We start from the raw sequence: 23,032 nt of genomic DNA, 5'->3' as shown, positions 1-23,032 counted from the left end.
GGATAGCCCACCCTCAGCTTCGCCGCACAGGCTGGGCGCATGGCCGAGTTCACCAGCGCCGGGCTGCGCGCCCCGGTCCTCCGCCCGCGCACCACCGCCGGGATCGTGCTGTCCACCCTGTTCGCCGCGAACGTGGTGGCGGTCACCGCCTTGTTCGCCGCGTCGGGACCGTCGAGCAACGTGCTGGTCTCGCTCGGCAGGCTCGCCGGGCTCTACGGCGCCCTGCTGATGGCCTTCCAGCTGCTGCTGGTCGCCCGCCTGCCGTGGGTGGACCGGCGGATCGGCATGGACCGGCTGACCTCGTGGCACCGGCTGCTCGGCTTCGGGCTGCTGTGGACGCTGACCGGGCACGCGGTGTTCATCGTCTCCGGATACGCGGCGGTGGAGAACACCGGCCCGATCGACCAGCTCGGGACGCTGATCACCACGATGGAAGACGTGCTGCGCGCGGTGGTCGCGCTGGTGCTGATCCTGGTGGCCGGCGCCCTTTCGGCGCGGTACGCGCGGCGGCGGCTGGCCTACGAGACCTGGCACTTCACCCATCTCTACACCTATCTCGCGGTGGTGCTCGCCTTCGGCCACCAGGTCGCGGTCGGGGAGTCCTTTGTGGACTCCGCGGCCGCGCGGGCGTACTGGTGGACGCTGTGGGGTGCCGCGCTGGCCGCGGTGCTCGCCGGCCGGATGGTGCTGCCGGTGCGCCGCAACCTCAAGCACCGGTTCCGCGTGTCGGCGGTGGTCCCGGAATCGCCGGACGTGGTTTCGGTGTACGTCACCGGCGAGAAGCTGGACGAGCTGCCGGTGCGCGCGGGCCAGTTCTTCCTGTGGCGCTTCCTCAGCCGCGACCGGTGGTGGCAGGCGAACCCGTTCTCGCTGTCCGCCGCCCCCGACGGCCGGTCGCTGCGGCTGACCGTCAAGGCCGTCGGGCAAGGCAGCGCCGGGCTGCGCGGCCTGCGTCCCGGCACGCGGGTGTTCGCCGAAGGGCCGTACGGCGCGTTCACCACCGCGCACCAGACCCGCGACAACGCGCTGCTGATCGCGGGCGGGGTCGGCATCACCCCGATCCGCGCGCTGCTCGAGGACGTCCGCGGGCACGTGGTGCTGCTCTACCGCGTCCGGTCCGAGGACGACGCGGTGCTGCTCGACGAGCTGGTCGCGATCGCCCGCACCCGGGGCGCGGTGCTGCGCCTGCTCACCGGTCCGTCCGATCAGGACGGTCCGCACGGGCCGGTGCTCGGGGCGCGCAGCCTGGCCGCACTGGTGCCCGACGTGGCCGACCGGGACGTGTTCGTCTGCGGTCCGCCCGGCATGACCAAGGCCGCCGTGCGCGGCCTGAAGGAACTGGGCCTGCCACCCGCGCAGGTGCACGCCGAACGGTTCAGCCTGGCCGGTTGAGGAGAGAGATGAAGAAGACCATTCCCGTGCTGCTGCTCACCGCTGCGGGTTTCGCCTGGGTATGGCAGTACGAGCCCGTCCCGCACACCGAAACCGCCGTGGTGGCGCAGGCTGGAACACCGCAGCCGCCCGCGGCGGGCGCGGGCAGCCAGACCCTGACCGGCACCGAGGTCGCCGCCGGGCGGCACGGCATCGTGCAGGTCGAGGTGGTGCTGACCAACGGTTCGATAACGGACGTGCGGGTGCTGCGGGCTCCGGACACCAATCCGACCGAGCGCGCGTTGCCCACTTTGCGGGAGGAAGCGCTGACCGCGCAGAGCGCGGACATCGACACGGTTTCGGGAGCGACCATGACCAGTGAGGCCTACGCGGAGTCGCTGCAGGCGGCTCTCGACCGGAAGGGTTCCTGATGCTGGGCAATCCACGGCGGGTCGAGCACATCATGGGCTTCCCGATCTCGATCGACGTCCGCGCCACCACCAGCCCGCTCGGGCCCGCGGTGGACCGCGCCTTCGACTGGCTGCGGGAGGTCGACGCGCGGTTCAGCCCGTTCCGCGAGGACAGCGAGGTGAGCAGGCTCAACCGCGCCGAGCTGAGCCCGGCCGAGCTGAGCGACGACTTCCTCGAGGTGCTGGCGGTGTGCCGCCGGTACGAGGAACGCAGCGGTGGCGCGTTCAGCGTCCGCCTGCCGGGGCGCGGGCTCGACCCGTGCGCGGTGGTCAAGGGCTGGGCGGTGCAGCGGGCGGCCGAGGCGCTGATGGACGCCGGGGCCCGGCGGTTCTGCGTGAACGCGGGCGGGGACGTGGTCGCGGCGGGTGGCCCGTGGCGGGTCGGGGTCCGGCACCCGGACCGGATCGACCAGCTGTGCGCGGTGCTGGCGGTGGAGGACGCCGCGGTGGCCACTTCGGGCCGGTACGAGCGCGGGGACCACATTCTCGACGGCCGCACGGGCGCGCCGGCCACCGGGTTGCGGAGCATCACCGTGGTCGCGGACACGCTCACCATCGCCGACACCACCGCCACGGCCGCCTTCGCGCTGGGCGCGGACGGCCCGGAATGGGCGGCCGCGCAACCGGGCTGCGAGGTGTTCGCGGTGACCGAGGGCAACCGCGTGTTCCGCTCGGAGAACCTGCCGCTGGCGTAGCGGCCGGCGGCGGCGACCTACACTGGCCGCCGATGAGACGTGCTGGTACCAGGGCCTGGCTGCTTTCACTGACCGCGGGAGCGGCGGTGTGCGCCATCGTGGTGGCTGCCGCGCACGTGCTCGCGCGGCCGATCGAGGAGCCGGGCCGCGCGGCGGCGGTGCCCCAGGCCGCACCGCCGCCTACCTCGCTGACGGCCCGGGTCCCGTCCTGCGCCGACCTGGCCGCCGGGCTGGACGAGCGTGATCAGCTGGCCCAGCTGCTGATGGTCGGCGTGGATCCGGCGGATGAGCGCGACGCGATCGAGGTGGTCCGCGACGACCACGTCGGCGGCATCTTCGTCGGCGGCAGCGACACGCGGCTGCTCACCGGCAGCCGGTTGAACCCGGTGCACGCGGCCTCGAAGCACCCGCTGCTGGTCGCGGTGGACGACGAAGGCGGCCGCGTCCAGCGGGTCGACGAACTCGACGGCGACCTGCCGAGCGCACGGGAGCAGGCGGCCGCTTCGACGCCGGAGCAGGTGCGTGCCCTCGGTGCCGACCGCGGCCGGAAGCTGAAGGACCGCGGCGTGACGATGAACCTGGCGCCCGTCGCCGACCTCAGCGACGCGGCCGCGAACACGGTGATCGGGGACCGGTCGTACAGCCCGGACCCGGCTGTGGCGGCACGGTACGCGGGCGCCTTCGCCGGCGGGCTCGCCGAGGCCGGGGTGTTCCCCGTGCTCAAGCACTTCCCCGGCCACGGCCGCGCCGAGGGCGACTCGCACAAGGGCCTGGTCCGCACGCCCCCGCTGGCCGAACTGAAGGCCGCGGACCTCCTGCCGTACGCGGAGCTGCTGCCGCGCGGCGCGCCCGCGGTGATGCTCGGCCACCTCGACGTCCCGGGGCTGACCGGGGGAGAGGCGGCGTCGGTCAGCCCGGCGGCGTACCGGCTGCTGCGCGAGGACTACCGCTTCGGCGGCGTCGCGATGACCGACGACCTGGGCGCGATGCGGGCCATCACCGACCGCTACGGCCTGCCGGACGCGGTGCTCGCCGCGCTGACCGCGGGTGCCGACGTCGCCCTCTGGTCCGGCCACGACGCGCCGGGCCCGGTGCTGGACCGCCTGCAGAAGGCGAAGGCGTCGGGCGAGCTACCGGCGGCGCGCGTCGGGGAGGCACTCGGCCGGGTACTCCACTTGCGCACGGGCTGTCACTAGCGCCACCTTCGTGACCGCCTAGACCGCCAGGGCCTTGCGCAGGGAGCGCAGGCACAGGCCGATCGCGGTGTGCTTCGACGTGCCGTACTGGTCGGTCTGCTGCCAGGACGCGTAGAGCAGCGCCCAGAGCATGTTGCTCACCCAGCTCACCGGCAGCTCCGGATCGATCGTGCCCTCGGCGTGCCCGCGCTCGATCAAGCGGTTCAGCGCCCGGTCGGCCTCGGTTTCCTCGTCCCACTGCTCGTCGGTGATCAGGCCGGGGTTGTTGAACAGCAGCAGCATCACGTCACCGAGGTCGAAGTACTCCTGGCACAGCCGGTCCAGCGCCTCGAGCGCGGTGCCTTCGCCGAGCCGTGCGCGGACGGTGGCGTGTTCGATGCTTTCGAGCACGTCCGCGCCGATCGCGGTGAGCAGGTCCGAGCGCTCCGGGAAGTAGCGGTGCACGGTGGTCCGCCCGACCCCGGCGGCGTTCGCCACGTCGCCCAGTGACGCGCTGGTGTCCTTGTTCAGCACCGCGATCGCGGCGTCCAGGATGGCCCGGCGCGTGCGGGCCCTGGTCCCGGTCTCCTCGCTCATCGGCTCACCGTACTTCCAGGGTGTTCCAAATCGGAATTCGGGTTGACGATAGTGGAACATCAATGTTCCACTGGGGAACGTGAATGTTCAAGAAGTGAGCACAACTGTTCAACCGAAGGGACGCCTGCCGCGCCTGAAGGTGCTGTGGTCCTTCGCCCGGCCCCACCGGGGCACACTGGCGCTGGGCCTGCTGCTCGCGTTGCTGGGCTCGGCGGCGGGCCTGGCCACGCCGATGGTCACCAAGTGGGTGCTCGACCAGCTCGGCTCGTCGGGCTCGCTCACCGGGCCGGTGCTGGCGCTGGTCGCGCTGCTGGTGGCCGGCGTGCTGATCTGGACCTGCCAGTGGATCCTGCTCGGCACCCTCGGCGAGCGCGTGGTGCAGGGCGCCCGCGAATCGATGGTCCGCCGGTTCTTCCGCGCCACCGTGCCCGCGGTGACCCGGCGCCCGCCCGGCGAGCTGGTCACCCGGGTCACCTCCGACACCGTGCTGCTGCGCGAAGCCGCCACCTCCAGCGTGATCGCGCTGATCAACGGTGTGGTGATGCTGGTCGGCACGCTGGTGCTGATGGCAACGCTCGACCTGCTCCTGCTGGGCACCACGGTGCTCGCGGTGGTGGTCGTGGCGATCCTGTTCGCCCTGCTCATGCCCGCCATCGCGAAGGCTCAGGAACGCGCGCAGGAACACGTCGGCAGGCTCGGCGGACTTCTCGAGGGCGCGCTGCGCGCGATCCGCACGGTGAAGGTCAGCGGTGCCGAGGAACGCCAGGCCGACAACGTGCTGCGCGAGGCGGAATCCTCGGCGGCGCACAGCATCCGCGCGGTCCGCCGCGAGGCGGTGGCGTGGACGATCGCATGGGCCGGCATCCAGGTGGCGATCATCGCCATCCTCGGCCTCGGTGCCTGGCGGGTCGGCCTCGGGCTGCTGGAGGTCTCCAGCCTGATCGCCTTCCTGCTCTACGCCTTCGGCCTGATGGAGCCGATCATGGAGCTGAGCCAGAACGTGACCACGCTCCAGTCCGGGATCGCCGCCGCCGGGCGGATCCGCGAGGTGGAGACGATGCCGGTGGAGACCGACGGCACCGCACGCCCGGCGCTGGTGGCCGAGCCCGCCCCGGCGGGCCCGGTGCTGGAGTTCCGCGGGCTCACCGCCGCCTACGGGCCGGACGCCGAGCCCGCCGTGCGCGACATCGACCTGGTCGTGCCGCGGCGCGGGCACGTGGCGATCGTCGGGCCGTCCGGCGCGGGCAAGACCACGCTGTTCTCCCTGCTGCTGCGGTTTCTCGAGCCACAGCAAGGAGAACTGCTGCTCGACGGCAGGCCGTACCACGAATACACCTTCGCCCAGGTGCGGGAGCGGTTCGCCTACGTCGAGCAGGAGACGCCGGTGGTGCCCGGCACCATCCGGGAGAACCTGCTCTACTCCCACCCCGAGGCCACCGAGGCCGAGCTGCGGGCGGTGCTCGACGAGGTCCGCCTGACCGAGAAGATCACTTCGCTGGAGCACGGCCTGGACACCCCGCTGTCCTCGACCTCGGTCTCCGGCGGGCAGCGGCAGCGGATCGCGCTGGCGCGGGCGGTGCTGCGCACGCCGGAGGTGCTGCTGCTGGACGAGGCGACCGCCCAGGTGGACGGGCTCACCGAAGCCGCGATCCACGACTGCATCCGGCGACGGGCGGCCACCGGCGCGGTGCTCACCATCGCGCACCGGCTGTCCACCGTGCTCGACGCCGATTCGATCGTGGTGATGGACGGCGGCCGCATCCGCGCGCGGGGCACGCACGAGGAACTGCTGCGGACCGACCAGCTGTACCGCGAACTGGTCGAGGCGCTGCGGATCGCGACCGAGGAACGGGAGTCAGCCGCGTAGCGTGCGCGAGAGGGCGAGCGAGGCGGTCCGGACGGCGGGGCCGATCCTGGCCGTGCCCATCCGGTTCGCCCAGCCCGCCAAGGAGATCCCGGCGACCGCGGTGCCGCCGGCGTCGAGCACCGGTGCCGCCACGCACACCACGCCCGGCACCGACTCCTCGCGTTCGTAGGCCACGCCTTCGGCGCGTGCCTTGGCGAGCTGGCGCCGGAGCAGGCCGGGCGCGGTGATGGTGCGGCGGCTGATCCGGCCCAGCCCGGCGGCGATCACCTGCTCCACCAGGCTGTCCGGGGAGAACGCGAGAATGGCCTTGCCGACGGCCGTGGCGTGGGCCGGGAACCGCCCGCCGGTGCGCGAGGGCAGGCGCGGGGCGTCCGGTCCGCGCAGCACGTCGAGGTAGACCACCTCGGTGCCCTCCAGCACGGCGAAGTGGACGGTGTTGCGGGTCGCCTCGCGCAGGTCGGCGAGATACGGGCGGGCGGCGTCGGCCAGCCCGCGCTGGCGGACCGCGAGCTGCCCGATCTCGAACAGCCGCAGGCCCAGCCGGACCCCGGTGCCGTCGCGTTCGAGCAGGCCCTGCCGGGCGAGGTGGCCGATCAGCCGGTGCGTGCTGGACTTCGGCAGGCCGGTGCGCCTGGCCAGCTCGGACACGCCGAGCGCGGAGTCGCCGGGGCGGAAGGCGGTCAGCAGCAGTGCCAGCCGGGCCGCGGTGGCTCCCTCGTCGTTCCGCTCACCGGGACACATGGATTGAGTGTGCCCCATCGGCGGGTGGATGGTGAACGACATGCCCGACACCGCCCTGCACCACGCGCTCGCCGAAGACCTGCTCGCCGCCTACGTCTCCGGTGAACCGATTCCGCCGCTGATCGAAACCCACCCCGGGCTGACCGTCGCCGACGCCTACGCCGTGCAGCTCGAACAGGTCCGGCACTGGGAGGCCGACGGCGGGGTGGTGCGCGGGCACAAGGTCGGCCTGTCCAGCGAGGCGGCCCGGCGCCAGATCGGCGTGGACGAACCGGATTTCGGGCACCTGCTCGACACCATGTTCTACGCCGAGGGCGAGCCGATCCCGACCGCGCGCTTCCTGCAGCCGCGGATCGAACCGGAGATCGCCTTCGTGCTGCGGAAACCGCTGCGCGGCCCGGGTGTCACCGCCGAGCAGGCCGCCGACGCGGTGGACCACCTGCTGCCCGCGCTGGAACTGGTCGACTCGCGCATCCGCGACTGGAAGATCTCCATTGTGGACACCGTGGCGGACAACGCCTCCTCGGGCGCGGTGGTGCTCGGCTCCACGCCGGTGCCGCTCGACGCGATCGACCTGACCGGTGCGCCGTGTTCGCTGCACCTCAACGACGAGGTGATCGAAACCGGCGACAGCAGCGCGGTGATGGGCTCGCCGCTGAACAGCCTGGTGTGGATCGCCAACAAGCTCGGCGAGATGGGCACCGCCCTGCAACCGGGCCACGTCATCCTGTCCGGCTCGATCACCCGCGTCTCACCGGTGGCCCCCGGCGACCGCGTCACCTGCACCATCGACGGACTAGGCGCCGTGAGCGCCGTGTTCAGCTAGAGGTTCCTGGAAAGTGCTTGCGTGGCGGTGCGGGTGGCTGTTCTCGCGAGAAGACGCCTGAGAACCCGCGACGGCGCGGGTGGGCGGCCCACAGCAAGCGGCTGGCGCCGCTTGGGAAACGACCTAGGAGAGCACATGGCACGGACCGCCGCGATCGTCGGGCCTGGCAACATCGGTACCGACCTGCTGGTCAAGCTGCGCCGCAGTGAGCATCTCGACGTCCGCTACATGGTCGGCGTCGACCCGGCCTCCGACGGCCTCGCCCGCGCCGCCGAACTCGGGCTGCGCACGTCGGCCGGAGGCGTGGACTGGCTGCTCGCCCAGGACGACCTGCCCGAGCTGGTTTTCGAGGCCACATCGGCAAAAGCCCACGAGGCGAACGCACCGCGGTACGCCGAAGCGGGGATCCAGGCGATCGACCTGACCCCCGCCGCGGTCGGCCCGTTCACCTGCCCGGTGGTCAACCTGACCGAAGACAGCGCACTGCTCGAAGCACCGAACCTCAACCTGATCACCTGCGGCGGCCAGGCCACCATCCCGATCGTGCACGCGGTCTCCCGGGTGACCCCGGTGCCGTACGCGGAGATCGTCGCGTCGGTCTCGTCGCGCTCGGCCGGGCCGGGCACCCGCGCGAACATCGACGAGTTCACCAGGACCACCGCGCGCGGCATCGAGGAGGTCGGCGGCGCCACCCGCGGCAAGGCGATCATCATCATCAACCCGGTCGAGCCGCCGATGATCATGCGCGACACGGTGTTCTGCGCGATCGATCCCGGCGCCGACCGCGCGGCGATCGCCGATTCGATCCACGAGATCGTGCGCGCGGTGGGGGAGTACGTGCCCGGCTACACGCTCACCGCCGAACCGCAGTTCGACGATCCACGGCCGGGCTGGGAGGACCGCGCCAGGGTCGCGGTTTTCCTCGAGGTCGCGGGCAACGGCGACTACCTGCCGCGGTACGCCGGGAACCTGGACATCATGACCGCCGCCGCGGCCCGCGTCGGCGAACTGCTCGCGCAGCGGAAGGCGGTTTCGGCATGACCTCGAGCGAAGTCCGGCTCGTCGACACCACCCTCCGCGACGGCAGCCACGCGATGGCACACCAGTTCACCGAGCAGAACGTGCGCGACACCGTGCGCGCGCTGGACACCGCGGGCATCTCGCTGATCGAGGTGACCCACGGCGACGGCCTCGGCGGGTCCACTTTCAACTACGGGTTCTCGCTCGTCGACGAGCGCAAGCTGATCGCGGCCGCGGTCGAGGAAGCCAAGCGCGCCAAGATCGCCGTGCTGCTGCTGCCCGGCCTCGGCACCGTCGACGACCTCAAGGCGGCGGCCGACCTGGGCGCGGGCGCGGTCCGGATCGCCACGCACTGCACCGAGGCCGACGTGTCCATCCAGCACTTCGGCGCGGCCCGCGAACTCGGCATGGAGACCGTGGGTTTCCTGATGCTGTCCCACATGTCCACTCCGGACGAACTGGCCAAGCAGGGCCGGATCATGGTGGACGCGGGCTGCCAGTGCGTCTACGTGGTCGACTCGGCGGGCGCGCTGATCCTGGAGGACGCCTCGGACCGCGTCGCCGCGCTGGTCGCCGAATTCGGTGACCAGGCGCAGGCCGGGTACCACGGGCACCAGAACCTGAGCTTCGGCGTGGCGAACTCCGTGCTGGCCCACCGCGCCGGCGCCCGCCAGATCGACGGTTCGCTGGCCGCGCTCGGCGCCGGTGCGGGCAACTCGCCGACCGAGGTGCTGGCGGCCACCTTCGAACGCCTCGGCGTGCGCACCGGCGTGGACAAGGACGTGCTGATGGACGCCGCGGAGAACGTGGTCAAGCCCTACATCACCCGGCTGCCGGTGATGGACCGGTCGTCGATCGTGCAGGGCTTCGCCGGGGTGTACTCGAGCTTCCTGCTGCACGCGGAACGCGCCGCCGAGCGCTACGGCGTGCCCGCGCACGAGATCCTCTACCGGGTCGGCGAGGCGAAGTACGTCGGCGGCCAGGAGGACATGATCATCGACATCGCGCTGAAGCTGGTGGCCGAACGGGATCAGGCGCGGGCGAGCAGCCGGACGCAGTGATCGATCAGGTGCTCCCGGGACACCTCGAGCAACCCGCCGAGATAGGCGATGAACAGGTTCGCGAGCGCGCCGACCAGCCCGATCGCGGTCATGTCGCGATCGGCTTCGGCCGCGCCGGGCGGCAGCTGCTCGCGGATCAGCGCGGCGAACGCGGGCAGCAGCTCCACGCCGCGGCTGGACAGCGCGGGATCGCTCAGCGGGGCCAGCAGCAGCACCCGGCCCTTGCGCGGGTCGTCGATGATCAGCTCGACGAAGGCCGTCACCGCCGCCCTGGCGCGCTGCTCCGGCTCGGGCGAACTCGCTTCGACCGCGTCGATCAGCGCCTGCCGCGCGGCCTGGCCGACGTGCTCGTAGACGGCGAGCACCACGTCGTCGCGGTCGGTGAAGCTCTCGTAGAAGTAGCGCTCGGTGAGCTTGGCGTGGCGGCAGAGGGCACGCACGCTCATCGACGGCCCCGCCTCCGCGCCGAGCAGGTCGATGCCCGCCTCGATCAGCTGCGCCCGGCGCGCCGCCTTACGATCGGTGAGCGTGGTGCCACCCCAGGTCCGGCTCGTCGGCATGCTGCCTTACCTACTCGTTTTGTCTGCCACGCCTCCGGCGTGGCGCGCGCGGCCTCGCCGTTGACTACGGTCGTTGTCAATCCTAACCTGACAACGGGTGTAGTCACTTTGAGGAGAGCGCGCATGTCGGAGCAGCCTGAGCCACTCGGCCCGGATTCGCTGACCTGGAAGTACTTCGGCGACTGGCGCGGCCTGCTGATCGCCTTGTGGGCCGGGTCGATGCAGAACATGCACCCCGAGCTGGGCGCGGGCGTCGAGCAGCACTCGCAGTTCTTCAAGGAGCGCTGGCAGCGGCTGTTCCGCTCGCTCTACCCGATCGGGGGAGTCATCTACGACGGCCCCCGCGCGCACGAGACCGCCAAGGCCGTCCGCGGGTACCACAACACGATCAAGGGCGTCGACGCGAAGGGCCGCCCGTACCACGCGCTGAACCCGGGCACCTTCTACTGGGCGCACGCCACCTTCTTCGTCTCCGCGCTGCTCATCGCCGAGAACTTCATGGGCGGGCTGACCGCGGCGCAGCAGCGGAAGATGTTCGACGAGCACGTCCAGTGGTACCGGATGTACGGCATGAGCATGCGCCCGGTGCCCGCCACCTGGGAGGAGTTCCAGGAGTACTGGCACCACATGTGCACCGAGGTGCTGGAGGACAACAAGGCCACCCGCGACGTGCTCGACATCAAGGACATCCCGAAGCCCAACGGCATGTGGTGGCTGCCGTCGCCGGTGTGGCACCTGGTGCGCGGGCTGGTCGCGCGCAACTTCGTCTGGCTGACCGTCGGCATGTACGACCCGCCGATCCGCGAAAAGCTGGGCTACACCTGGAGCGCGCGCGACGAGCGGCTGCACCGGCTGACCGGCAAGCTGATCAACGCCGCGTTCAAGCTGGTGCCGTTCGAACGCCGCTACCACCCGCGGGCCCGCGCGGGCTGGCGGCGCGCGCTCGGCCGCGCGCCGGTGGACGCGCCGCTGGTGGAAACCCCCGCCCGCAATCTGCCCCCGCTGGACGAACGCGACAGTCCGACCCACTATGCACCCCAGGTGCCGAACTGAAGGAGCTGTTCATGAAGCTGGGTTACCACGTCGGTTACTGGTCCTCCGGCCCCACGCCGGGCGCGCTGGAGGCGATCACCGAGGCGGACCGGCTCGGCTTCGACTCGGTGTGGAGCGCCGAGGCCTACGGCTCCGACGCGTTCACCCCGCTGGCCTGGTGGGGCTCCGCCACCGAGCGGGTCAAGCTGGGCACGAACATCGTGCAGATGTCCGCCCGCACGCCGACCGCCACCGCGATGAGCGCGCTGACCATGGACCACCTCTCCGGCGGCCGCTTTGTGCTCGGCCTCGGCGCGTCCGGCCCGCAGGTGGTGGAGGGCTGGTACGGGCAGCCGTACCCGAAGCCGCTGGCACGCACCCGCGAGTACGTGGAGATCGTGCGGCGGGTGCTGGCGCGCGAGGCGCCGGTGACCTTCGACGGGCAGTTCTACCAGCTGCCGCACCCCGGCGGCGCGAAGCTGGGCAAGCCGCTCAAGTCCACAGTGCACCCGCTGCGCGCGGACCTGCCGATCTACCTCGCCGCCGAGGGCCCGAAGAACGTGGCGCTCGCGGCCGAGATCTGCGACGGCTGGCTGCCGTTGTTCTTCTCGCCCAAGAGTGACGCCTTCTACCGGGCCGCGCTGGAGGAAGGCTTCGCCCGGGAGGGCGCGCGGCGCGGCTTCGCCGACTTCGAGGTGCCCGCGTCGGCCCCGGTGATCGTGCACGACGACGTGGAGGAAGCGGCCGCGTTGATCAAACCGTCGCTCGCGCTCTACATCGGCGGCATGGGCGCGAAGGACGCGAACTTCCACCACGACGTTTTTGTCCGCATGGGCTACGAGGACGTGGCGGGCAAGGTGCAGGAGCTGTACCTGTCGGGCCGCAAGCAGGAGGCCGCCGCGGCCATCCCGACCGCGCTGGTGGAGGACATCTCGCTGATCGGCCCGCCGTCGAAGATCCGCGAGGAGCTGGCGGAGTGGGACAAGACGGTGGTGACCACGCTGCTGGTGCGCGGGGACGCCGCCGCGCTGCGCAAGATCGCCGACGTGCTCTCGTAGGTATCAGCAGGGTATTGGCAGGGTGAGGCCGGTCACGTAGTCTCCTCGTCGAACGTGAAGCGCATTCACATTTGACGAGGAGGCGGGCATGCCGGTCAGCCGGAGGCAGGTGCTGGCGGGAGCCGCCGCGGTCCCACTGGTGGCGGGCGCGCTGGGCGGCACGGCCGCGCGCGCGGCGGGCGGCTACCGGATCGGCGTCGGCATCGCCGACGTCACCGGGCCCGCCGCGGAGAACGGCATGATGGGCTACTCCATGCCGCAGCAGCAGACCGCGGGCATCCACCAGCGCACCCGGGCGCGTGCCTACGTCATCGACGACGGGACCCGGCGGATCGCCTTCGTCAACGCCGATCTCGGCGCCATCTTCCAGTCGGTGCACCAGGCCGTGCTCGCCGAGCTGGCCAAGGCGTACGGGAACCTCTACACCGAGCAGAACGTCCTGCTCAACGCCACGCACACGCACGCGGGCTGCGGCGGCTATTCGCATTACGCGGCCTACAACCTGTCGATCCTCGGTTTCCAGCGGCAGACCTTCGACGCGGTGGTCGGCGGCATCGTCGAGGCGGTCAAGGCCGCGCACGAGGACCTGGCACCCGGCACGATCCGGCTCGGGCGCAGCGAACTGACCGACGGCAGCGCCAACCGCTCACGCACTGCCTTCGAGCTGAACCCGGCTGCGGACAAGGCGTTCTTCCCGCTGTCGATCGATCCGGCGATGACCGTGCTGCGGCTGGCCCGGTCCGGCCGCGACACCGGTGCGATCTGCTGGTTCGCCACACACGGCACCTCGATGACCAACGGCAACAAGCTGATCAGCGGGGACAACAAGGGTTACGCCGCCTACCACTGGGAGCACGACCACGCCGGCGTGCGTTACCTGGACGGCAAGCCCTCGTTCGTGGCCAGCTTCCCGCAGACCAATGCCGGGGACATGTCGCCGAACCTGAACCTGAAACCGGGTTCCGGCCCGACCGAGGACGAGTTCGAGAACACCAGGATCATCGGCGAGCGCCAGTACCGCGCCGCCCGCGCCGCCTACGACTCGAGCACCCCGCTCACCGGGCCGATCGACTACCGGATGTCCTTTGTGGACATGTCCGATGTGGAGGTGGACGGCCGGTTCACCCCGGACGGCCGCCCGCGGCGCACCTGCACCGCGGCGATCGGCGCCTCGATGCTGGCGGGCAGCACGGAGGACGGCCCCGGTCTGCCGCTGCCCGAGGGCATCCGCAACCCGTTCGTCGACGCGCTCGGCGGCATGGACGCGCCGGTGCCGAAGGAACTGGCCGACGCGCAGGCGCCGAAGGTGGTCGCGGTGCCGTTCGGCGCGATGAAGCCGTACCCGTGGGCGCCGGAGGTGTTGCCGCTGCAACTGGTGCGCATCGGCTCGCTGTACCTGGTCGCCGTGCCCGCCGAGTGCACCATCGTCGCGGGGCTGCGGCTGCGCCGCACGGTCGCCGCCGAACTCGGCGTGCCGCTGGAGAACGTGGTGGTGCAGGGGTACGCCAACGCCTACAGCCAGTACGTGACCACGCCGGAGGAGTACGACTCGCAGCAGTACGAGGGCGCGTCCACCCTGTTCGGCCGGTACACGCTGCCCGCGTACCAGCAGGAGTTCGCGCGCCTGGCGGCGGCGATGCGCGCGGGCACGCCGGTCGATCCGGGCCCGCGCCCGCGCGACCTGTCGGGAAAGCAGCTGAACTTCCAGCCGGGCGTGGTGTTCGACAGCGCGCCGCCGTTCAAGGACTTCGGGGACGTGCTGACCGAGGCGAAGAGCAGCTACCGGCGCGGGGAGCGGGTGCTGGTGGAGTTCGTGACCGGGCACCCGAAGAACAACCTGCGCCGCGGCGGCACCTTTCTCGAGGTGCAGCGGCTGGTCGACGGGGCGTGGGTGCGCCACGCCGACGACGGCGACTGGGCGACGAAGTACCACTGGGCCAGGACCGTGCTCGGCGAGTCGAAGGCCGTGCTCACCTGGGACATCCCGGTGAACGCGCCGCTGGGCAAGTACCGGCTGGTGCACCACGGCGACTGGAAGCACGGCATCACCGGCGCGATCACCGCGTTCACCGGGACGTCACGGGCTTTTGTGGTCGCCTGAATGCTCCTGATGAGCTTCAACCTGTTCCAGCTGCCGTGGCCGTTGCAGCCGTCGCACCGCGACAAGGCGGCCCGCGCGCGTGCCGCGGAGGCGGTGATCCGCGAGGCACGGCCCGACGTGCTGGTGCTGAACGAGGCCTTCAGTGGGGAGGCGCTGGACCTGGTCCGCTCGCTGGCCGACGACTGGCCGCACCGCACGCCGGTGGTCGGCAGGCACACGCGGTGGCTGGCGGTCAGCGGCGGGGTCGCGGTGCTGAGCAAGCTGCCGATCACCGCACGCCACCAGGTGGTGTTCACCGACCACTGCCTCGGCACCAGCGACCGCTTCGCCGCCAAGGGCGCCGCGCTGGTCCGGTTCGACGGCTGGTGGGTGGCGGGCACCCACTTGCAGGCCGACGCCTGGCAGCCGCGTCGCGCGCACGCGGTCCGCACGCGCCAGCTCACCACGATCCGGCGGCTGGTCGAGCGGATCGTGCCGCCGTCCGAGCCGGTGGTGATCGCCGGTGACCTCAACGTCGGCCTCGCGCGGCTCGCCGAGGCCGGGCGAACGCTCGGCGCGACCCTGCACCCCGCGCCCACCTGGACTTACGACGCGATGACCAATCCACTCGCCAGGCCCGCGGGTTATCGGGACGTGCTCGACCACATCGGTGCCTTCCACGGTGCTGACGTGCGGGCGGTGATCGGGCCGGTGTCCGTCGCCGGTTTCGAGGGTGACACGATTCCCTCGGACCACTACCCGGTACTGGCGAAGATCGAGTACTAAATCGGGCCTCCCCTCCCCACCTCCGCGAGGTCGCGCCGATGTCTGGAGTGGGCACTGGGCCCGGCCCCCAAGGCCGGGGCCAGTGCCCACTCCAGACATCGGCTCAAAAGCGACCTCGCCGCCGCGCCGAAGGCGCGGCCAAAGATAGAGTCACGGTCGTGCTTCCGCTTCGGACCCGGCTCGGGTACTCGGTCGGCTCGTTTGTCACGGGCGCCTTCGGCACCGTGCCGGGCCTGTTGCTGCTGCCCTACCTCACCGACACGATGGCCGTGCCGGGTGCCATCGCGGGCGCGATCGTGCTGGTGCCCAAGGCGTGGGACGTGCTGTTCAACCCGGTCGCCGGCCGCATTTCCGACGCCCGCCTGGCCCGCTCGGGCAGCCGCGCGAAGTTCCTGCTCTTCGGCGGGATCGGCGTCGCGGTGCTGTTCGCGGCCTTGTTCGCGCATCCCGGCTTCGGCCGGACCTGGCTCGACGCCGGGTACGTGGTGGCGGTGTTCTTCCTGTGCGCCACCGCGTTCGCCTTCTTCCAGGTGCCGTTCAACGCGCTGCCCGCCGAGCTGACCCCCGGCTACGAGGAACGCACGCGGCTGAACAGCTGGCGCATCGGCGTGCTGGCGCTGGCGATCCTGGTCTCCGGCGGCGGCGCGCCCGCGATCGTGGGCATCTTCGACGGTGTGCTCGGGTACCAGGTGATGGGCGTGGCGGTCGGCCTGATCATCCTGGGCGGCGCGCTCGGCGTGTACTTCAGCATCCGCCACGCCCCGGTCGCCGAGATCCGCCAGCCCACCGCGAGCTGGCGTGAATTGCTGGCCACCATGCGGGCCTGGCGTTCCTTCCGCTGGCTGCTCGGCGTCTACTTCGTGCAGTCGCTGGGCATCGGCACGCTGCTCGCCGGGGTCAGCTACGGCGCCAGGTACGTGCTCGGCGACGCCGGGCTGCAGACCTTTCTCTTCGTCGGCTTCGTCGGCCCCGCGCTGCTGGTGATGCCGTTGTGCATGGCGCTGGGCAAGCGCTGGGGCAAGGTGACCGGGCTGCGGATCTTCACCGCGATCTTCGCCGTCGCGCTGCTGGGCCTGCTCGCCGCGCGGGTGCTGCCGGTGCCCGTCTCCTTTGTGTTCGTGGCGCTGGCCGGGGTCGGTTACGCGGGCATCCAGGTGTTCCCGCTGGCGATCCTGCCCGACCTGATCACCGCCGAGGAGGAGCGCACCGGCGCCACCCGCGCCGGGGTGGCGGCCGGGGTGTGGACCGCGGGCGAGACGCTCGGCCTGGCGCTGGGGCCCGGCCTGTTCGGGCTGATCCTCCAGCTCGGCGGTTATGTGTCCTCTGTGGACTCGTCGGCGGCGCAGCCGGACAGCGCGGTCACCGCGATCCTCGTCGGGTTCTCGTTGCTGCCCGCGATCCTGGTGGCCGTCGCCCTGCCGCTGCTGCGCAAGTCGATCCTGGAACCGGGCCGATGACCGCCGCGGCGGAGGTGCTCGCCGAACTCCGCGCGCTGCGTGCCGGGGACCTGCCCACGCACGGCGCCAGGACGCTGGCCTACGTCTACGACAGCGGACTGTCCGGAGTGGACGAACTGGCCGCCGAGGCGCACGCGCTGGCCGCGCACGCCAACGGGCTCGACCCCACCGCGTTCCCGAGCCTGCTGCGGCTGGAGAACGAACTGGTGGCCACCACCGCGGAACTGGTCGGCGGCACCGAGCACACGGTCGGCGCGGTGACCTCCGGTGGTACCGAATCCTGCCTGCTGGCGGTGCTCGCCGCGCGCACCGGCGCGCCGGAGGTGCGTGAACCGGCGATGGTGCTGCCGGAGACCGCGCACGCGGCCTTCCACAAGGCGGCGCACTTCTTCGGCGTGCGCGCGGTGCCGGTGCCGGTCGATCCGGTGACCTTCCGCGCCGACCCGGCGGCGATGGCGGCCGCGATGGACGAGCGCACCGTGCTGGTGGTGGCGAGCGCGCCGTCCTACGCGCACGGTGTGCTCGACCCGATCGCCGAAATCGCCGCGGCCGCGGCGGCCAGGGGGATCCGGATGCACGTCGACGCCTGCATCGGCGGCTGGGTGCTGCCGCACCTCGGGGTGCCGCCGTTCGGCTTCGACGTGCCCGGGGTGACCAGCGTTTCGGTCGACCTGCACAAGTACGCCTACTGCCCGAAGGGCGTGTCGGTCCTGTTGCACGCCGGCGCGGAACTGCGGCGCGGGCACTACTTCGCCAGCGCCGACTGGCCCGGCTACACGATGCTCAACACCACCGTGCAGTCCACGCGCTCGGGTGGCCCGCTGGCCGCGGCGTGGGCGGTGGTGCGGCACATCGGCGCCGACGGCTACCGGCGCCTGGCGCTCGACGCGCGGGCGGCGGCCGAGGAGATCGCCGCCGGGATCGGCAAGATCGACGGCCTGCGGGTGCTCGGCGCGCCCGACTCGACCCTGGTCGCGCTCGCGCTCGACGGCACGCCGGGCTTCGACCTGTTCACCGTGGCCGACGAGATGTCCGCGCGGAACTGGTACGTCCAGCCGCAGTTCGCGCACGGTGTCTCGCCGTCGAACCTGCACCTGACGCTGTCGGCCGCGAACCGGGGCCACGAGCGGGAATTCCTCGCCGATCTCGAATCCGCGGTGACCGTGGCGCGTGCGGCCGGGCCCGTCGAGGTGGATCCCCGGGTGCTGGAGTTCGTCGCGGCACTGGACCCGGAGGGGCTGACTTCCGAGCAGTTCGCCGGGCTGCTCGCGGCCGCCGGGCTCGGCGACGGTGGTGCGGTGCCCGCGCGGATGGCGGAGGTCAACACCCTGCTCGCGGCCGCGCCACCCCGGCTGCGAGAGCGCCTGCTGCTGGAATTCCTGGGGCAGTTGCACCACTAGGGGTTGACCTCCAGCTTGGTCGAGGTCCCAGGATCGTGGCCATGATGGAGATCGGGGTGGTCCTGCCGTCGGTGACCACGCAGCTGGAACAGGGTTTCGACCTGCGCACGGCGGCGCGGCACGCCGAGGCGGCCGGGCTCGACGGGGTCTGGACGGGCGACCACCTGGCCACCGGTATGTCCACTCTGGACAGCGTGGCCGCGCTGGCCACCGCGGCCGCGGTCACCGAGCGGGTCCGGATCGGCACCGGCGTTTTCGTGCCCGCCATCCGGCCGCTGGCCTGGGCCGCCAAGCATCTGGCCAGCCTGCAGTTCCTCTCCGGCGGCCGACTCGTCCTGGGGGTCGGGTCGGGCGGCGGGGCGGGGCAGTGGGCGGCGGCCGGCGTGCCGTTCGCCGACCGGGGCAGGCGCACCGACGTGGCGTTGCGCCTGTTGCCGGAGCTGTTCGTGGGCAAGCCGGTGCGCCTGCCGGACGAACCGGGGGAGCCGGAGGTGCAGCTCGCGCCCGCGGTGAAGACCCCGCTGATCTGGGTGGGCAACGATTCGGCCGTGGCCAGGCGGCGGGCGGCGCGCTTCGGTGACGGCTGGTTTCCCTCGCTCATTCCGGTCGACGAGGTGGTCCGCGGGCGCGGGCACCTGGCCGAGCTGGCGGCGGAGTACGAACGGCCGCTGCCGACGGTGACCGTCGGCGGGGTGGTCTCGTTCGGGGGCACCTCGGCGGAGGACCTCGCCGCGCAGATCGCCGGTGGGTACGGCATGGCGCCGGAGCGGGCGCGGCGCGTGCCGATCACCGGCACCCCGGACGAGGCGGCCGACCGGTTCGCCGAGTACGCCGCCGCCGGGGTGGACCACCTGGTGCTCGGCGTCGGCGGCGGGGACTGGCGCGAGCAGGTGGACCGGCTGGCGCGGGCCCGCCTGCTGCTGGGGTGACCCGATCGGGTTGACGTGGCACGCGGGAGCGCGCACGCGGTGTTAGCGTGGCCGCGAATCCGGAAGGAGCCGACCATGACCACCGCACACGCCGAACACACGGGCCACGACCACCGGCACGGTGAAGGATGCGGACATGTCGCGGTGCCCCACGGTGAGCACGTCGACTACGTCCACGATGGACACCTGCACCGCGAGCACGACGGCCACTACGACGAGTGTGAGCCCACCGGGCACGTGACGCACGAAGCGCACCCGCACGAGCACGGGGACGGCTGCGGCCACGTCGCCGTCCCGCACGGCGACCACGTCGACTACCTGCACGACGGCCACCGGCACGCCGCACACGCCTCGCACTACGACGACCACTGAGCGACCGGGGAAGTGTCACGAATGTGGCTTTCGGGACGCGAAACATCTCGAAAGCCACATTCGTGACAGTCAATCCCTAGCGACCCCGCGCCGGGTAGGGCAGTAGCGCCATTTCCCGTGCGTTCTTGATCGCGGTGGCCACCTGCCGCTGCTGCTGCGGCGTCAGCCCGGTCACCCGCCGCGCGCGGATCTTGCCGCGGTCGGAGATGAACTTCCGCAGCAGCGCCGTGTCCTTCCAGTCCACTTCGGACACCTTCTCGGTGGCCAGCAGGTTCCGCCGCTTCTTCAGCTCACGCTTCACGCCCGCTCACCAACTCGACTTCGAAACGCCCGGCAGCTCACCGTTGTGCGCCATCTGCCGGAACCGGACCCGCGACAACCCGAACTTCCGCAGGTGCCCCCGCGGCCGCCCGTCGGCGACGTCCCGGTTGCGCAGCCGCGTCGGGCTCGCGTCGCGGGGCATCGACTGCAGCGCGGAAACCGCCGCCGCGCGGGCCTCCGGTGAAGAAGCGGGGGAGCGCACGATCTCCTTCAGCTCCGCCCGCCGCTCGGCGTACCGGGCCACCACGACCCGCCGCTGCGCGTCGCGGGCGATCTTCGACTTCTTCGCCATCAGCGGTCCTCCTTGAACTCGACGTGCCGCCGCACCACCGGGTCGTACTTGCGCAGCACCATCCGGTCCGGGTCGTTGCGGCGGTTCTTCCTGGTGACGTAGGTGAAGCCGGTACCGGCGGTGGACCGCAGCTTGACGATCGGCCGGAGTTCGTTGCGCGCCATCAGAGCTTCTCCCCGCGTGCCCGCAGGGAGGCGACCACCGCGTCGATCCCGCGCTTGTCGATGGTCTTCATGCCCTTGACCGAGACGCGCAGCCGGACCCAGCGGCCCTCGCTCGGCACCCAGTACCGCCGCGTCTGCAGGTTGGGGTCCCAGCGCCGCGAAGTCCGCTTGTGCGAATGCGAGACCTGCTTGCCGAACCCGGGCCGCCGCCCGGTGACCTGGCACACAGCCGACACCTGTCCTCCTCAATTGGAATTGATAGTCGTTTTCAACTACAGTACACACCCGTGACCGAAGACCCCCGCATTCCCCTCACCCTGATCGGCGGCCTGGCCGCCGGGCCCAGCGCCGCGCTGGCGGACCGCCTCCGCGCCGGCGAACCCGGAACCGCGGTGGTGCACCACAATCTCCGCCGGATCCACGAGGGTGTGGTCACCCGCCGCCTCCAGCTCGGCGCGCGTGACCAGCTCACCGTGCTGGAGCTGGCCCACGGCTGCGTGTCGTGCACCCTGCGCCAGGACCTGCTGCCGCTGCTGCGCCAGCTGACCCGGCTGCCCGAGGTCCGGCGGATCGTGGTGCGCCTCGACGAGGCGATGGAGCCGGAACCGGTGTGCTGGGCGCTGGAGCACACGCTGGTCGGTGACCACCCGGTCATCGAGGACGTCCGGGTGGACGCGGTGGTCGCCGTGCTCGACCGCGCGAGCTGGCTCGCCGACGTCACCGGTGACGACACCCTCGCCGAGCGAGCGCTGCAGGCCAGCCCGGAGGACGAGCGCACGCTGGCCCAGGTCGGCATCGCGCAGGCCGAGTTCGCCGACGTGCTGGTCCTCGACGGCGACGCGCCCGACGCGTGGAGCGCCGCCAAGACCGCTGCCGTGCTCGACCGCCTCGCCCCGACCGCGCCTCGCCTCGAATTGGCCACCACCACCGAGGTGGCCGACGTCGTGCCCGCCGGCGCCCGCCGCGGCGAGGTGACCGACATGCACGGCACGCTCCTGCGTGGTGAGCCGCCGCTCGTCGAGGACTGTGGCATCGCGCTGCTGACCTACACCCGTACCCGGCCGTTCCACCCGGAACGCCTCCACGACGCCATCGACGTGCTGCTCGACGGTGTCGTCCGCACCCGCGGCCGGGTGTGGGTGGCGAGCCAGCCCGAGATGGCGCTGTGGGTCGAATCCGCCGGAGGCGGGCTCGGCATCGGGCACGCCGGGCACTGGCTCGCCGCCGACGAAGGTCCGGAGTGGACGGACGTGAGCCCGGAACGCCGGACCCTGGCGTCGCTGCGCTGGGACCCGGAATTCGGTGACCGGGCACAGGAACTGGTGGTGCTCACCCACCAGGCCACCCCGGAGGAGGTGTCGGCGGCGCTCGACGCGGCGCTGCTCACCGACGAAGAACTCGCCGCCGGGCCGGAGGCGTGGGCGCGCTACCCGGACCCGTTCGGCGAATGGCACGAAGAACCCTGCGACGACAGCGACAACGCTGAGAAAGCGCCGGGACACGAGGTCTCGGCGGCCGACCGGAAGGACGAACAGCGATGAAACCGGGTATCCACCCCGACTACCACCCGGTGGTGTTCAAGGACACCGCCACCGGGGAGGCCTTCCTCACCCGGTCGACGATGACTTCGGAGAAAACCGTCGAATGGTCCGACGGGAACACCTATCCTCTGGTGCTGGTGGACATCAGCTCCGCCTCCCACCCGTTCTGGACCGGTGCCCGCCGCATCATGGACACCGCCGGCCAGGTCGAGAAGTTCCACCGCCGCTACGGACAGCGAAAGGGCGGTAAGTGATGGCCGTGCCCAAGCGGAAGACCTCGCGCAGCAACACGCGGCACCGCCGCGCGCAGTGGAAGGCCACCGCGCCCGACCTGGTGCCGATCGTGGTCGACGGGCAGCGGCAGCTGGTGCCGCGCCGCCTGATCGGCCACTTCCAGCGGATCGCGCGATGAATCCGGAGTTCGCCGGCGGGGTGTTCAGCGCCGCCGGTGCCGAGTTCGCCGACTGGTACGCGCGGTTGTGGCGGCCGCTCGGCGAGCTGACGGTGGCGGTCACCCGGCCCGCGCCGGGTGACCGCGTGCTCGACGCCTGCTGCGGTTCGGGTGCCTCGGCGGTGCCCGCCGCGCTCGCGGTCGGCCCGTCCGGGCACGTCGACGCGGTGGACGTGGCCGAGGGCCTGCTCGCCCAGGGCCGGGCGCACGCCGCGGGCCTGACGCAGCTCGAGTTCACCCGGCACGACGTGCTGACCTGGACCGCCGAGCCGTACGACCTGGTCCAGTGCGTCTACGGGGTGTTCTTCTTCCCGGACATGGACGCCGGGGCGCGGCGGCTGGTCAGCCTGGTCCGTCCCGGCGGCCGGTTCGCGGTGACCACCTGGCGGCGCAGCAACATGGCCAGGATCGTGCCGATCGCACAGGCCGCGGCCGCGGCGGAACGCCCGGAAGCGGACCGGCCGGACGGCCGCGCCGGCGGACCGGAGCGGATCGACACCCCGGAGAAGCTGACGGACTGGCTGACCGGGCTCGGCCTGACCGGGATCACCGTCGAGCCGGTCGAGTTCGTCCAGCCACTGCACCCCGAGGACGCGTGGAAGCTGTACCTCGGCGCCGCCATGCGTGCCTTCCTCACCGGATTGGACGAAGCCGCGGTGGCGCGGGTGAAGGAGCGCTTCCTGGCCGGGCTGGCCGAGGCGGGCATCACCACGCTCGACTGCGGTTCGCTGATCGCGGTGGGCCGCGTCCCCGCGTGAGATGCTGG

Annotated in this window: 27 protein-coding genes; 20 read left to right on the top strand and 7 right to left on the bottom strand. The window is 71.9% G+C overall.

The features are described 5' to 3' along the window. Positions 1-39: 39 nt before the first annotated feature. From A4R43_RS11510 to A4R43_RS11495, 4 genes are read left to right on the top strand one after another with little or no spacing between them, the layout of a single operon-like run. A complete protein-coding gene (locus tag A4R43_RS11510; protein ID WP_113692331.1) occupies positions 40-1,392 on the top strand; it encodes a ferredoxin reductase family protein in 1,353 nt (450 codons plus the stop codon). Positions 1,393-1,400: 8 nt separating this feature from the next. Then, positions 1,401-1,802, top strand: a complete 402-nt coding sequence (locus tag A4R43_RS11505) for an FMN-binding protein (RefSeq protein WP_113692330.1) — start codon at positions 1,401-1,403, stop codon at positions 1,800-1,802. Beyond that, a complete protein-coding gene (locus tag A4R43_RS11500; RefSeq protein WP_205215301.1) occupies positions 1,802-2,536 on the top strand; it encodes an FAD:protein FMN transferase in 735 nt (244 codons plus the stop codon). The genes A4R43_RS11505 and A4R43_RS11500 overlap by 1 nt, the downstream gene beginning before the upstream one ends. A 32-nt stretch (positions 2,537-2,568) precedes the next feature. Then, positions 2,569-3,732 (top strand): glycoside hydrolase family 3 N-terminal domain-containing protein, encoded by a 1,164-nt coding sequence (locus A4R43_RS11495; RefSeq protein WP_113692329.1) that lies wholly within the window; start codon positions 2,569-2,571, stop codon positions 3,730-3,732. Between the two features lie 18 nt (positions 3,733-3,750). On the opposite strand, the gene A4R43_RS11490 is transcribed toward A4R43_RS11495, so the two are convergent. Then, a complete protein-coding gene (locus tag A4R43_RS11490) occupies positions 3,751-4,308 on the bottom strand; it encodes a TetR/AcrR family transcriptional regulator (protein WP_113692328.1) in 558 nt (185 codons plus the stop codon). A gap of 94 nt (positions 4,309-4,402) precedes the next feature. Here A4R43_RS11490 and A4R43_RS11485 point away from each other — a divergent pair, with 94 nt between their 5' ends. Beyond that, positions 4,403-6,175, top strand: coding sequence for an ABC transporter ATP-binding protein (locus tag A4R43_RS11485; protein WP_236808916.1), 1,773 nt, complete (start codon positions 4,403-4,405; stop codon positions 6,173-6,175). Here the strand turns inward: A4R43_RS11485 and A4R43_RS11480 are convergent. Continuing rightward, positions 6,164-6,916 (bottom strand): IclR family transcriptional regulator, encoded by a 753-nt coding sequence (locus A4R43_RS11480; RefSeq protein ID WP_113692327.1) that lies wholly within the window; start codon positions 6,914-6,916, stop codon positions 6,164-6,166. The two genes, A4R43_RS11485 and A4R43_RS11480, sit on opposite strands and share 12 nt — an antisense overlap. Positions 6,917-6,956: 40 nt before the next feature. Here A4R43_RS11480 and A4R43_RS11475 point away from each other — a divergent pair, with 40 nt between their 5' ends. From A4R43_RS11475 to dmpG, 3 genes are all read left to right on the top strand, one after another. Beyond that, positions 6,957-7,742: a 2-keto-4-pentenoate hydratase gene (locus A4R43_RS11475; RefSeq protein ID WP_113697506.1), complete on the top strand. Its 786-nt coding sequence runs from the start codon at positions 6,957-6,959 to the stop codon at positions 7,740-7,742. A gap of 135 nt (positions 7,743-7,877) precedes the next feature. Then, a complete protein-coding gene (locus A4R43_RS11470; protein WP_113692326.1) occupies positions 7,878-8,783 on the top strand; it encodes an acetaldehyde dehydrogenase (acetylating) in 906 nt (301 codons plus the stop codon). Continuing rightward, positions 8,780-9,823 carry a 4-hydroxy-2-oxovalerate aldolase gene (dmpG, locus tag A4R43_RS11465; RefSeq protein WP_113692325.1) on the top strand — a complete coding sequence of 348 codons (1,044 nt, stop codon included), beginning with the start codon at positions 8,780-8,782 and terminating at the stop codon, positions 9,821-9,823. The genes A4R43_RS11470 and dmpG overlap by 4 nt, the downstream gene beginning before the upstream one ends. On the opposite strand, the gene A4R43_RS11460 is transcribed toward dmpG, so the two are convergent. Next, the gene (locus A4R43_RS11460; protein WP_113692324.1) at positions 9,793-10,383 is read right to left on the bottom strand and encodes a TetR/AcrR family transcriptional regulator; all 591 of its coding nucleotides are present in this window, start codon (positions 10,381-10,383) and stop codon (positions 9,793-9,795) included. The genes dmpG and A4R43_RS11460 overlap by 31 nt on opposite strands. Before the next feature lie 123 nt (positions 10,384-10,506). Between A4R43_RS11460 and A4R43_RS11455 the strand changes: the two genes are divergently transcribed. From A4R43_RS11455 to A4R43_RS11420, 8 genes are all read left to right on the top strand, one after another. Then, the gene (locus A4R43_RS11455; protein WP_113692323.1) at positions 10,507-11,436 is read left to right on the top strand and encodes an oxygenase MpaB family protein; all 930 of its coding nucleotides are present in this window, start codon (positions 10,507-10,509) and stop codon (positions 11,434-11,436) included. An 11-nt stretch (positions 11,437-11,447) separates the two neighbouring features. Beyond that, the gene (locus A4R43_RS11450; protein ID WP_113692322.1) at positions 11,448-12,473 is read left to right on the top strand and encodes an LLM class F420-dependent oxidoreductase; all 1,026 of its coding nucleotides are present in this window, start codon (positions 11,448-11,450) and stop codon (positions 12,471-12,473) included. A gap of 88 nt (positions 12,474-12,561) precedes the next feature. Further along, positions 12,562-14,574, top strand: coding sequence for a neutral/alkaline ceramidase (locus A4R43_RS11445; RefSeq protein ID WP_113692321.1), 2,013 nt, complete (start codon positions 12,562-12,564; stop codon positions 14,572-14,574). Positions 14,575-14,583: 9 nt separating this feature from the next. Then, positions 14,584-15,339: an endonuclease/exonuclease/phosphatase family protein gene (locus tag A4R43_RS11440; protein ID WP_162788409.1), complete on the top strand. Its 756-nt coding sequence runs from the start codon at positions 14,584-14,586 to the stop codon at positions 15,337-15,339. Between the two features lie 158 nt (positions 15,340-15,497). After that, the gene (locus A4R43_RS11435) at positions 15,498-16,796 is read left to right on the top strand and encodes an MFS transporter (protein ID WP_236808914.1); all 1,299 of its coding nucleotides are present in this window, start codon (positions 15,498-15,500) and stop codon (positions 16,794-16,796) included. Next, positions 16,793-18,196 (top strand): pyridoxal phosphate-dependent decarboxylase family protein, encoded by a 1,404-nt coding sequence (locus A4R43_RS11430; RefSeq protein WP_113692318.1) that lies wholly within the window; start codon positions 16,793-16,795, stop codon positions 18,194-18,196. The genes A4R43_RS11435 and A4R43_RS11430 overlap by 4 nt, the downstream gene beginning before the upstream one ends. A 41-nt stretch (positions 18,197-18,237) precedes the next feature. Further along, a complete protein-coding gene (locus tag A4R43_RS11425) occupies positions 18,238-19,125 on the top strand; it encodes an LLM class flavin-dependent oxidoreductase (protein WP_205215299.1) in 888 nt (295 codons plus the stop codon). A gap of 75 nt (positions 19,126-19,200) precedes the next feature. Then, positions 19,201-19,497, top strand: a complete 297-nt coding sequence (locus A4R43_RS11420; protein WP_113692317.1) for a hypothetical protein — start codon at positions 19,201-19,203, stop codon at positions 19,495-19,497. A 76-nt stretch (positions 19,498-19,573) separates the two neighbouring features. Here A4R43_RS11420 and rpsR read toward each other — a convergent pair whose 3' ends face one another. Genes rpsR through rpmB form a run of 4 tightly spaced genes read right to left on the bottom strand, consistent with a single transcriptional unit; the run spans position 19,574 to position 20,510 of the window. Next, on the bottom strand, positions 19,574-19,798 hold the full coding sequence (gene rpsR / locus A4R43_RS11415; protein WP_113692316.1) for a 30S ribosomal protein S18: 225 nt from the start codon (positions 19,796-19,798) through the stop codon (positions 19,574-19,576). 6 nt (positions 19,799-19,804) lie between these two features. Next, positions 19,805-20,110 carry a 30S ribosomal protein S14 gene (gene rpsN, locus A4R43_RS11410; protein WP_113692315.1) on the bottom strand — a complete coding sequence of 102 codons (306 nt, stop codon included), beginning with the start codon at positions 20,108-20,110 and terminating at the stop codon, positions 19,805-19,807. After that, positions 20,110-20,274 carry a 50S ribosomal protein L33 gene (rpmG, locus tag A4R43_RS11405; RefSeq protein ID WP_113692314.1) on the bottom strand — a complete coding sequence of 55 codons (165 nt, stop codon included), beginning with the start codon at positions 20,272-20,274 and terminating at the stop codon, positions 20,110-20,112. The genes rpsN and rpmG overlap by 1 nt, the downstream gene beginning before the upstream one ends. Further along, positions 20,274-20,510: a 50S ribosomal protein L28 gene (gene rpmB, locus A4R43_RS11400; protein WP_113697504.1), complete on the bottom strand. Its 237-nt coding sequence runs from the start codon at positions 20,508-20,510 to the stop codon at positions 20,274-20,276. The genes rpmG and rpmB overlap by 1 nt, the downstream gene beginning before the upstream one ends. A 51-nt stretch (positions 20,511-20,561) precedes the next feature. Here rpmB and mrf point away from each other — a divergent pair, with 51 nt between their 5' ends. Genes mrf through A4R43_RS11380 form a run of 4 tightly spaced genes read left to right on the top strand, consistent with a single transcriptional unit; the run spans position 20,562 to position 23,024 of the window. Beyond that, complete coding sequence (gene mrf, locus A4R43_RS11395) at positions 20,562-21,815, top strand: ribosome hibernation factor-recruiting GTPase MRF (protein WP_205215298.1); 1,254 nt, start codon at positions 20,562-20,564, stop codon at positions 21,813-21,815. Continuing rightward, on the top strand, positions 21,812-22,069 hold the full coding sequence (locus A4R43_RS11390; protein ID WP_113692312.1) for a type B 50S ribosomal protein L31: 258 nt from the start codon (positions 21,812-21,814) through the stop codon (positions 22,067-22,069). The genes mrf and A4R43_RS11390 overlap by 4 nt, the downstream gene beginning before the upstream one ends. Next, positions 22,069-22,227 (top strand): 50S ribosomal protein L32, encoded by a 159-nt coding sequence (gene rpmF / locus A4R43_RS11385; RefSeq protein ID WP_113692311.1) that lies wholly within the window; start codon positions 22,069-22,071, stop codon positions 22,225-22,227. The genes A4R43_RS11390 and rpmF overlap by 1 nt, the downstream gene beginning before the upstream one ends. Next, positions 22,224-23,024, top strand: a complete 801-nt coding sequence (locus tag A4R43_RS11380; RefSeq protein ID WP_113692310.1) for a class I SAM-dependent methyltransferase — start codon at positions 22,224-22,226, stop codon at positions 23,022-23,024. Before rpmF ends, A4R43_RS11380 begins: the two co-directional genes overlap by 4 nt. Positions 23,025-23,032: the final 8 nt, after the last annotated feature.

Source organism: Amycolatopsis albispora, from assembly GCF_003312875.1.
In the GTDB taxonomy this organism is placed as follows: Bacteria; Actinomycetota; Actinomycetes; order Mycobacteriales; family Pseudonocardiaceae; genus Amycolatopsis; species Amycolatopsis albispora.
Note: the sequence above shows the minus strand (reverse complement) of the source record. Positions and strands in the feature narration are given on the sequence as shown.

What these genes read in the sequence shown, in the direction of transcription:
- A4R43_RS11510 (WP_113692331.1), top strand. Translation starts at nt 40, where the DNA reads ATGGCCGAGTTCACCAGCGCCGGGCTGCGCGCCCCGGTCCTCCGCCCG.
- A4R43_RS11505 (WP_113692330.1), top strand. Translation starts at nt 1,401, where the DNA reads ATGAAGAAGACCATTCCCGTGCTGCTGCTCACCGCTGCGGGTTTCGCC.
- A4R43_RS11500 (WP_205215301.1), top strand. Translation starts at nt 1,802, where the DNA reads ATGCTGGGCAATCCACGGCGGGTCGAGCACATCATGGGCTTCCCGATC.
- A4R43_RS11495 (WP_113692329.1), top strand. Translation starts at nt 2,569, where the DNA reads ATGAGACGTGCTGGTACCAGGGCCTGGCTGCTTTCACTGACCGCGGGA.
- A4R43_RS11490 (WP_113692328.1), bottom strand. Translation starts at nt 4,308, where the DNA reads ATGAGCGAGGAGACCGGGACCAGGGCCCGCACGCGCCGGGCCATCCTG.
- A4R43_RS11480 (WP_113692327.1), bottom strand. Translation starts at nt 6,916, where the DNA reads ATGTGTCCCGGTGAGCGGAACGACGAGGGAGCCACCGCGGCCCGGCTG.
- A4R43_RS11475 (WP_113697506.1), top strand. Translation starts at nt 6,957, where the DNA reads ATGCCCGACACCGCCCTGCACCACGCGCTCGCCGAAGACCTGCTCGCC.
- A4R43_RS11470 (WP_113692326.1), top strand. Translation starts at nt 7,878, where the DNA reads ATGGCACGGACCGCCGCGATCGTCGGGCCTGGCAACATCGGTACCGAC.
- dmpG (WP_113692325.1), top strand. Translation starts at nt 8,780, where the DNA reads ATGACCTCGAGCGAAGTCCGGCTCGTCGACACCACCCTCCGCGACGGC.
- A4R43_RS11460 (WP_113692324.1), bottom strand. Translation starts at nt 10,383, where the DNA reads ATGCCGACGAGCCGGACCTGGGGTGGCACCACGCTCACCGATCGTAAG.
- A4R43_RS11455 (WP_113692323.1), top strand. Translation starts at nt 10,507, where the DNA reads ATGTCGGAGCAGCCTGAGCCACTCGGCCCGGATTCGCTGACCTGGAAG.
- A4R43_RS11450 (WP_113692322.1), top strand. Translation starts at nt 11,448, where the DNA reads ATGAAGCTGGGTTACCACGTCGGTTACTGGTCCTCCGGCCCCACGCCG.
- A4R43_RS11445 (WP_113692321.1), top strand. Translation starts at nt 12,562, where the DNA reads ATGCCGGTCAGCCGGAGGCAGGTGCTGGCGGGAGCCGCCGCGGTCCCA.
- A4R43_RS11440 (WP_162788409.1), top strand. Translation starts at nt 14,584, where the DNA reads ATGAGCTTCAACCTGTTCCAGCTGCCGTGGCCGTTGCAGCCGTCGCAC.
- A4R43_RS11430 (WP_113692318.1), top strand. Translation starts at nt 16,793, where the DNA reads ATGACCGCCGCGGCGGAGGTGCTCGCCGAACTCCGCGCGCTGCGTGCC.
- A4R43_RS11425 (WP_205215299.1), top strand. Translation starts at nt 18,238, where the DNA reads ATGATGGAGATCGGGGTGGTCCTGCCGTCGGTGACCACGCAGCTGGAA.
- A4R43_RS11420 (WP_113692317.1), top strand. Translation starts at nt 19,201, where the DNA reads ATGACCACCGCACACGCCGAACACACGGGCCACGACCACCGGCACGGT.
- rpsN (WP_113692315.1), bottom strand. Translation starts at nt 20,110, where the DNA reads ATGGCGAAGAAGTCGAAGATCGCCCGCGACGCGCAGCGGCGGGTCGTG.
- rpmG (WP_113692314.1), bottom strand. Translation starts at nt 20,274, where the DNA reads ATGGCGCGCAACGAACTCCGGCCGATCGTCAAGCTGCGGTCCACCGCC.
- A4R43_RS11390 (WP_113692312.1), top strand. Translation starts at nt 21,812, where the DNA reads ATGAAACCGGGTATCCACCCCGACTACCACCCGGTGGTGTTCAAGGAC.
- rpmF (WP_113692311.1), top strand. Translation starts at nt 22,069, where the DNA reads ATGGCCGTGCCCAAGCGGAAGACCTCGCGCAGCAACACGCGGCACCGC.
- A4R43_RS11380 (WP_113692310.1), top strand. Translation starts at nt 22,224, where the DNA reads ATGAATCCGGAGTTCGCCGGCGGGGTGTTCAGCGCCGCCGGTGCCGAG.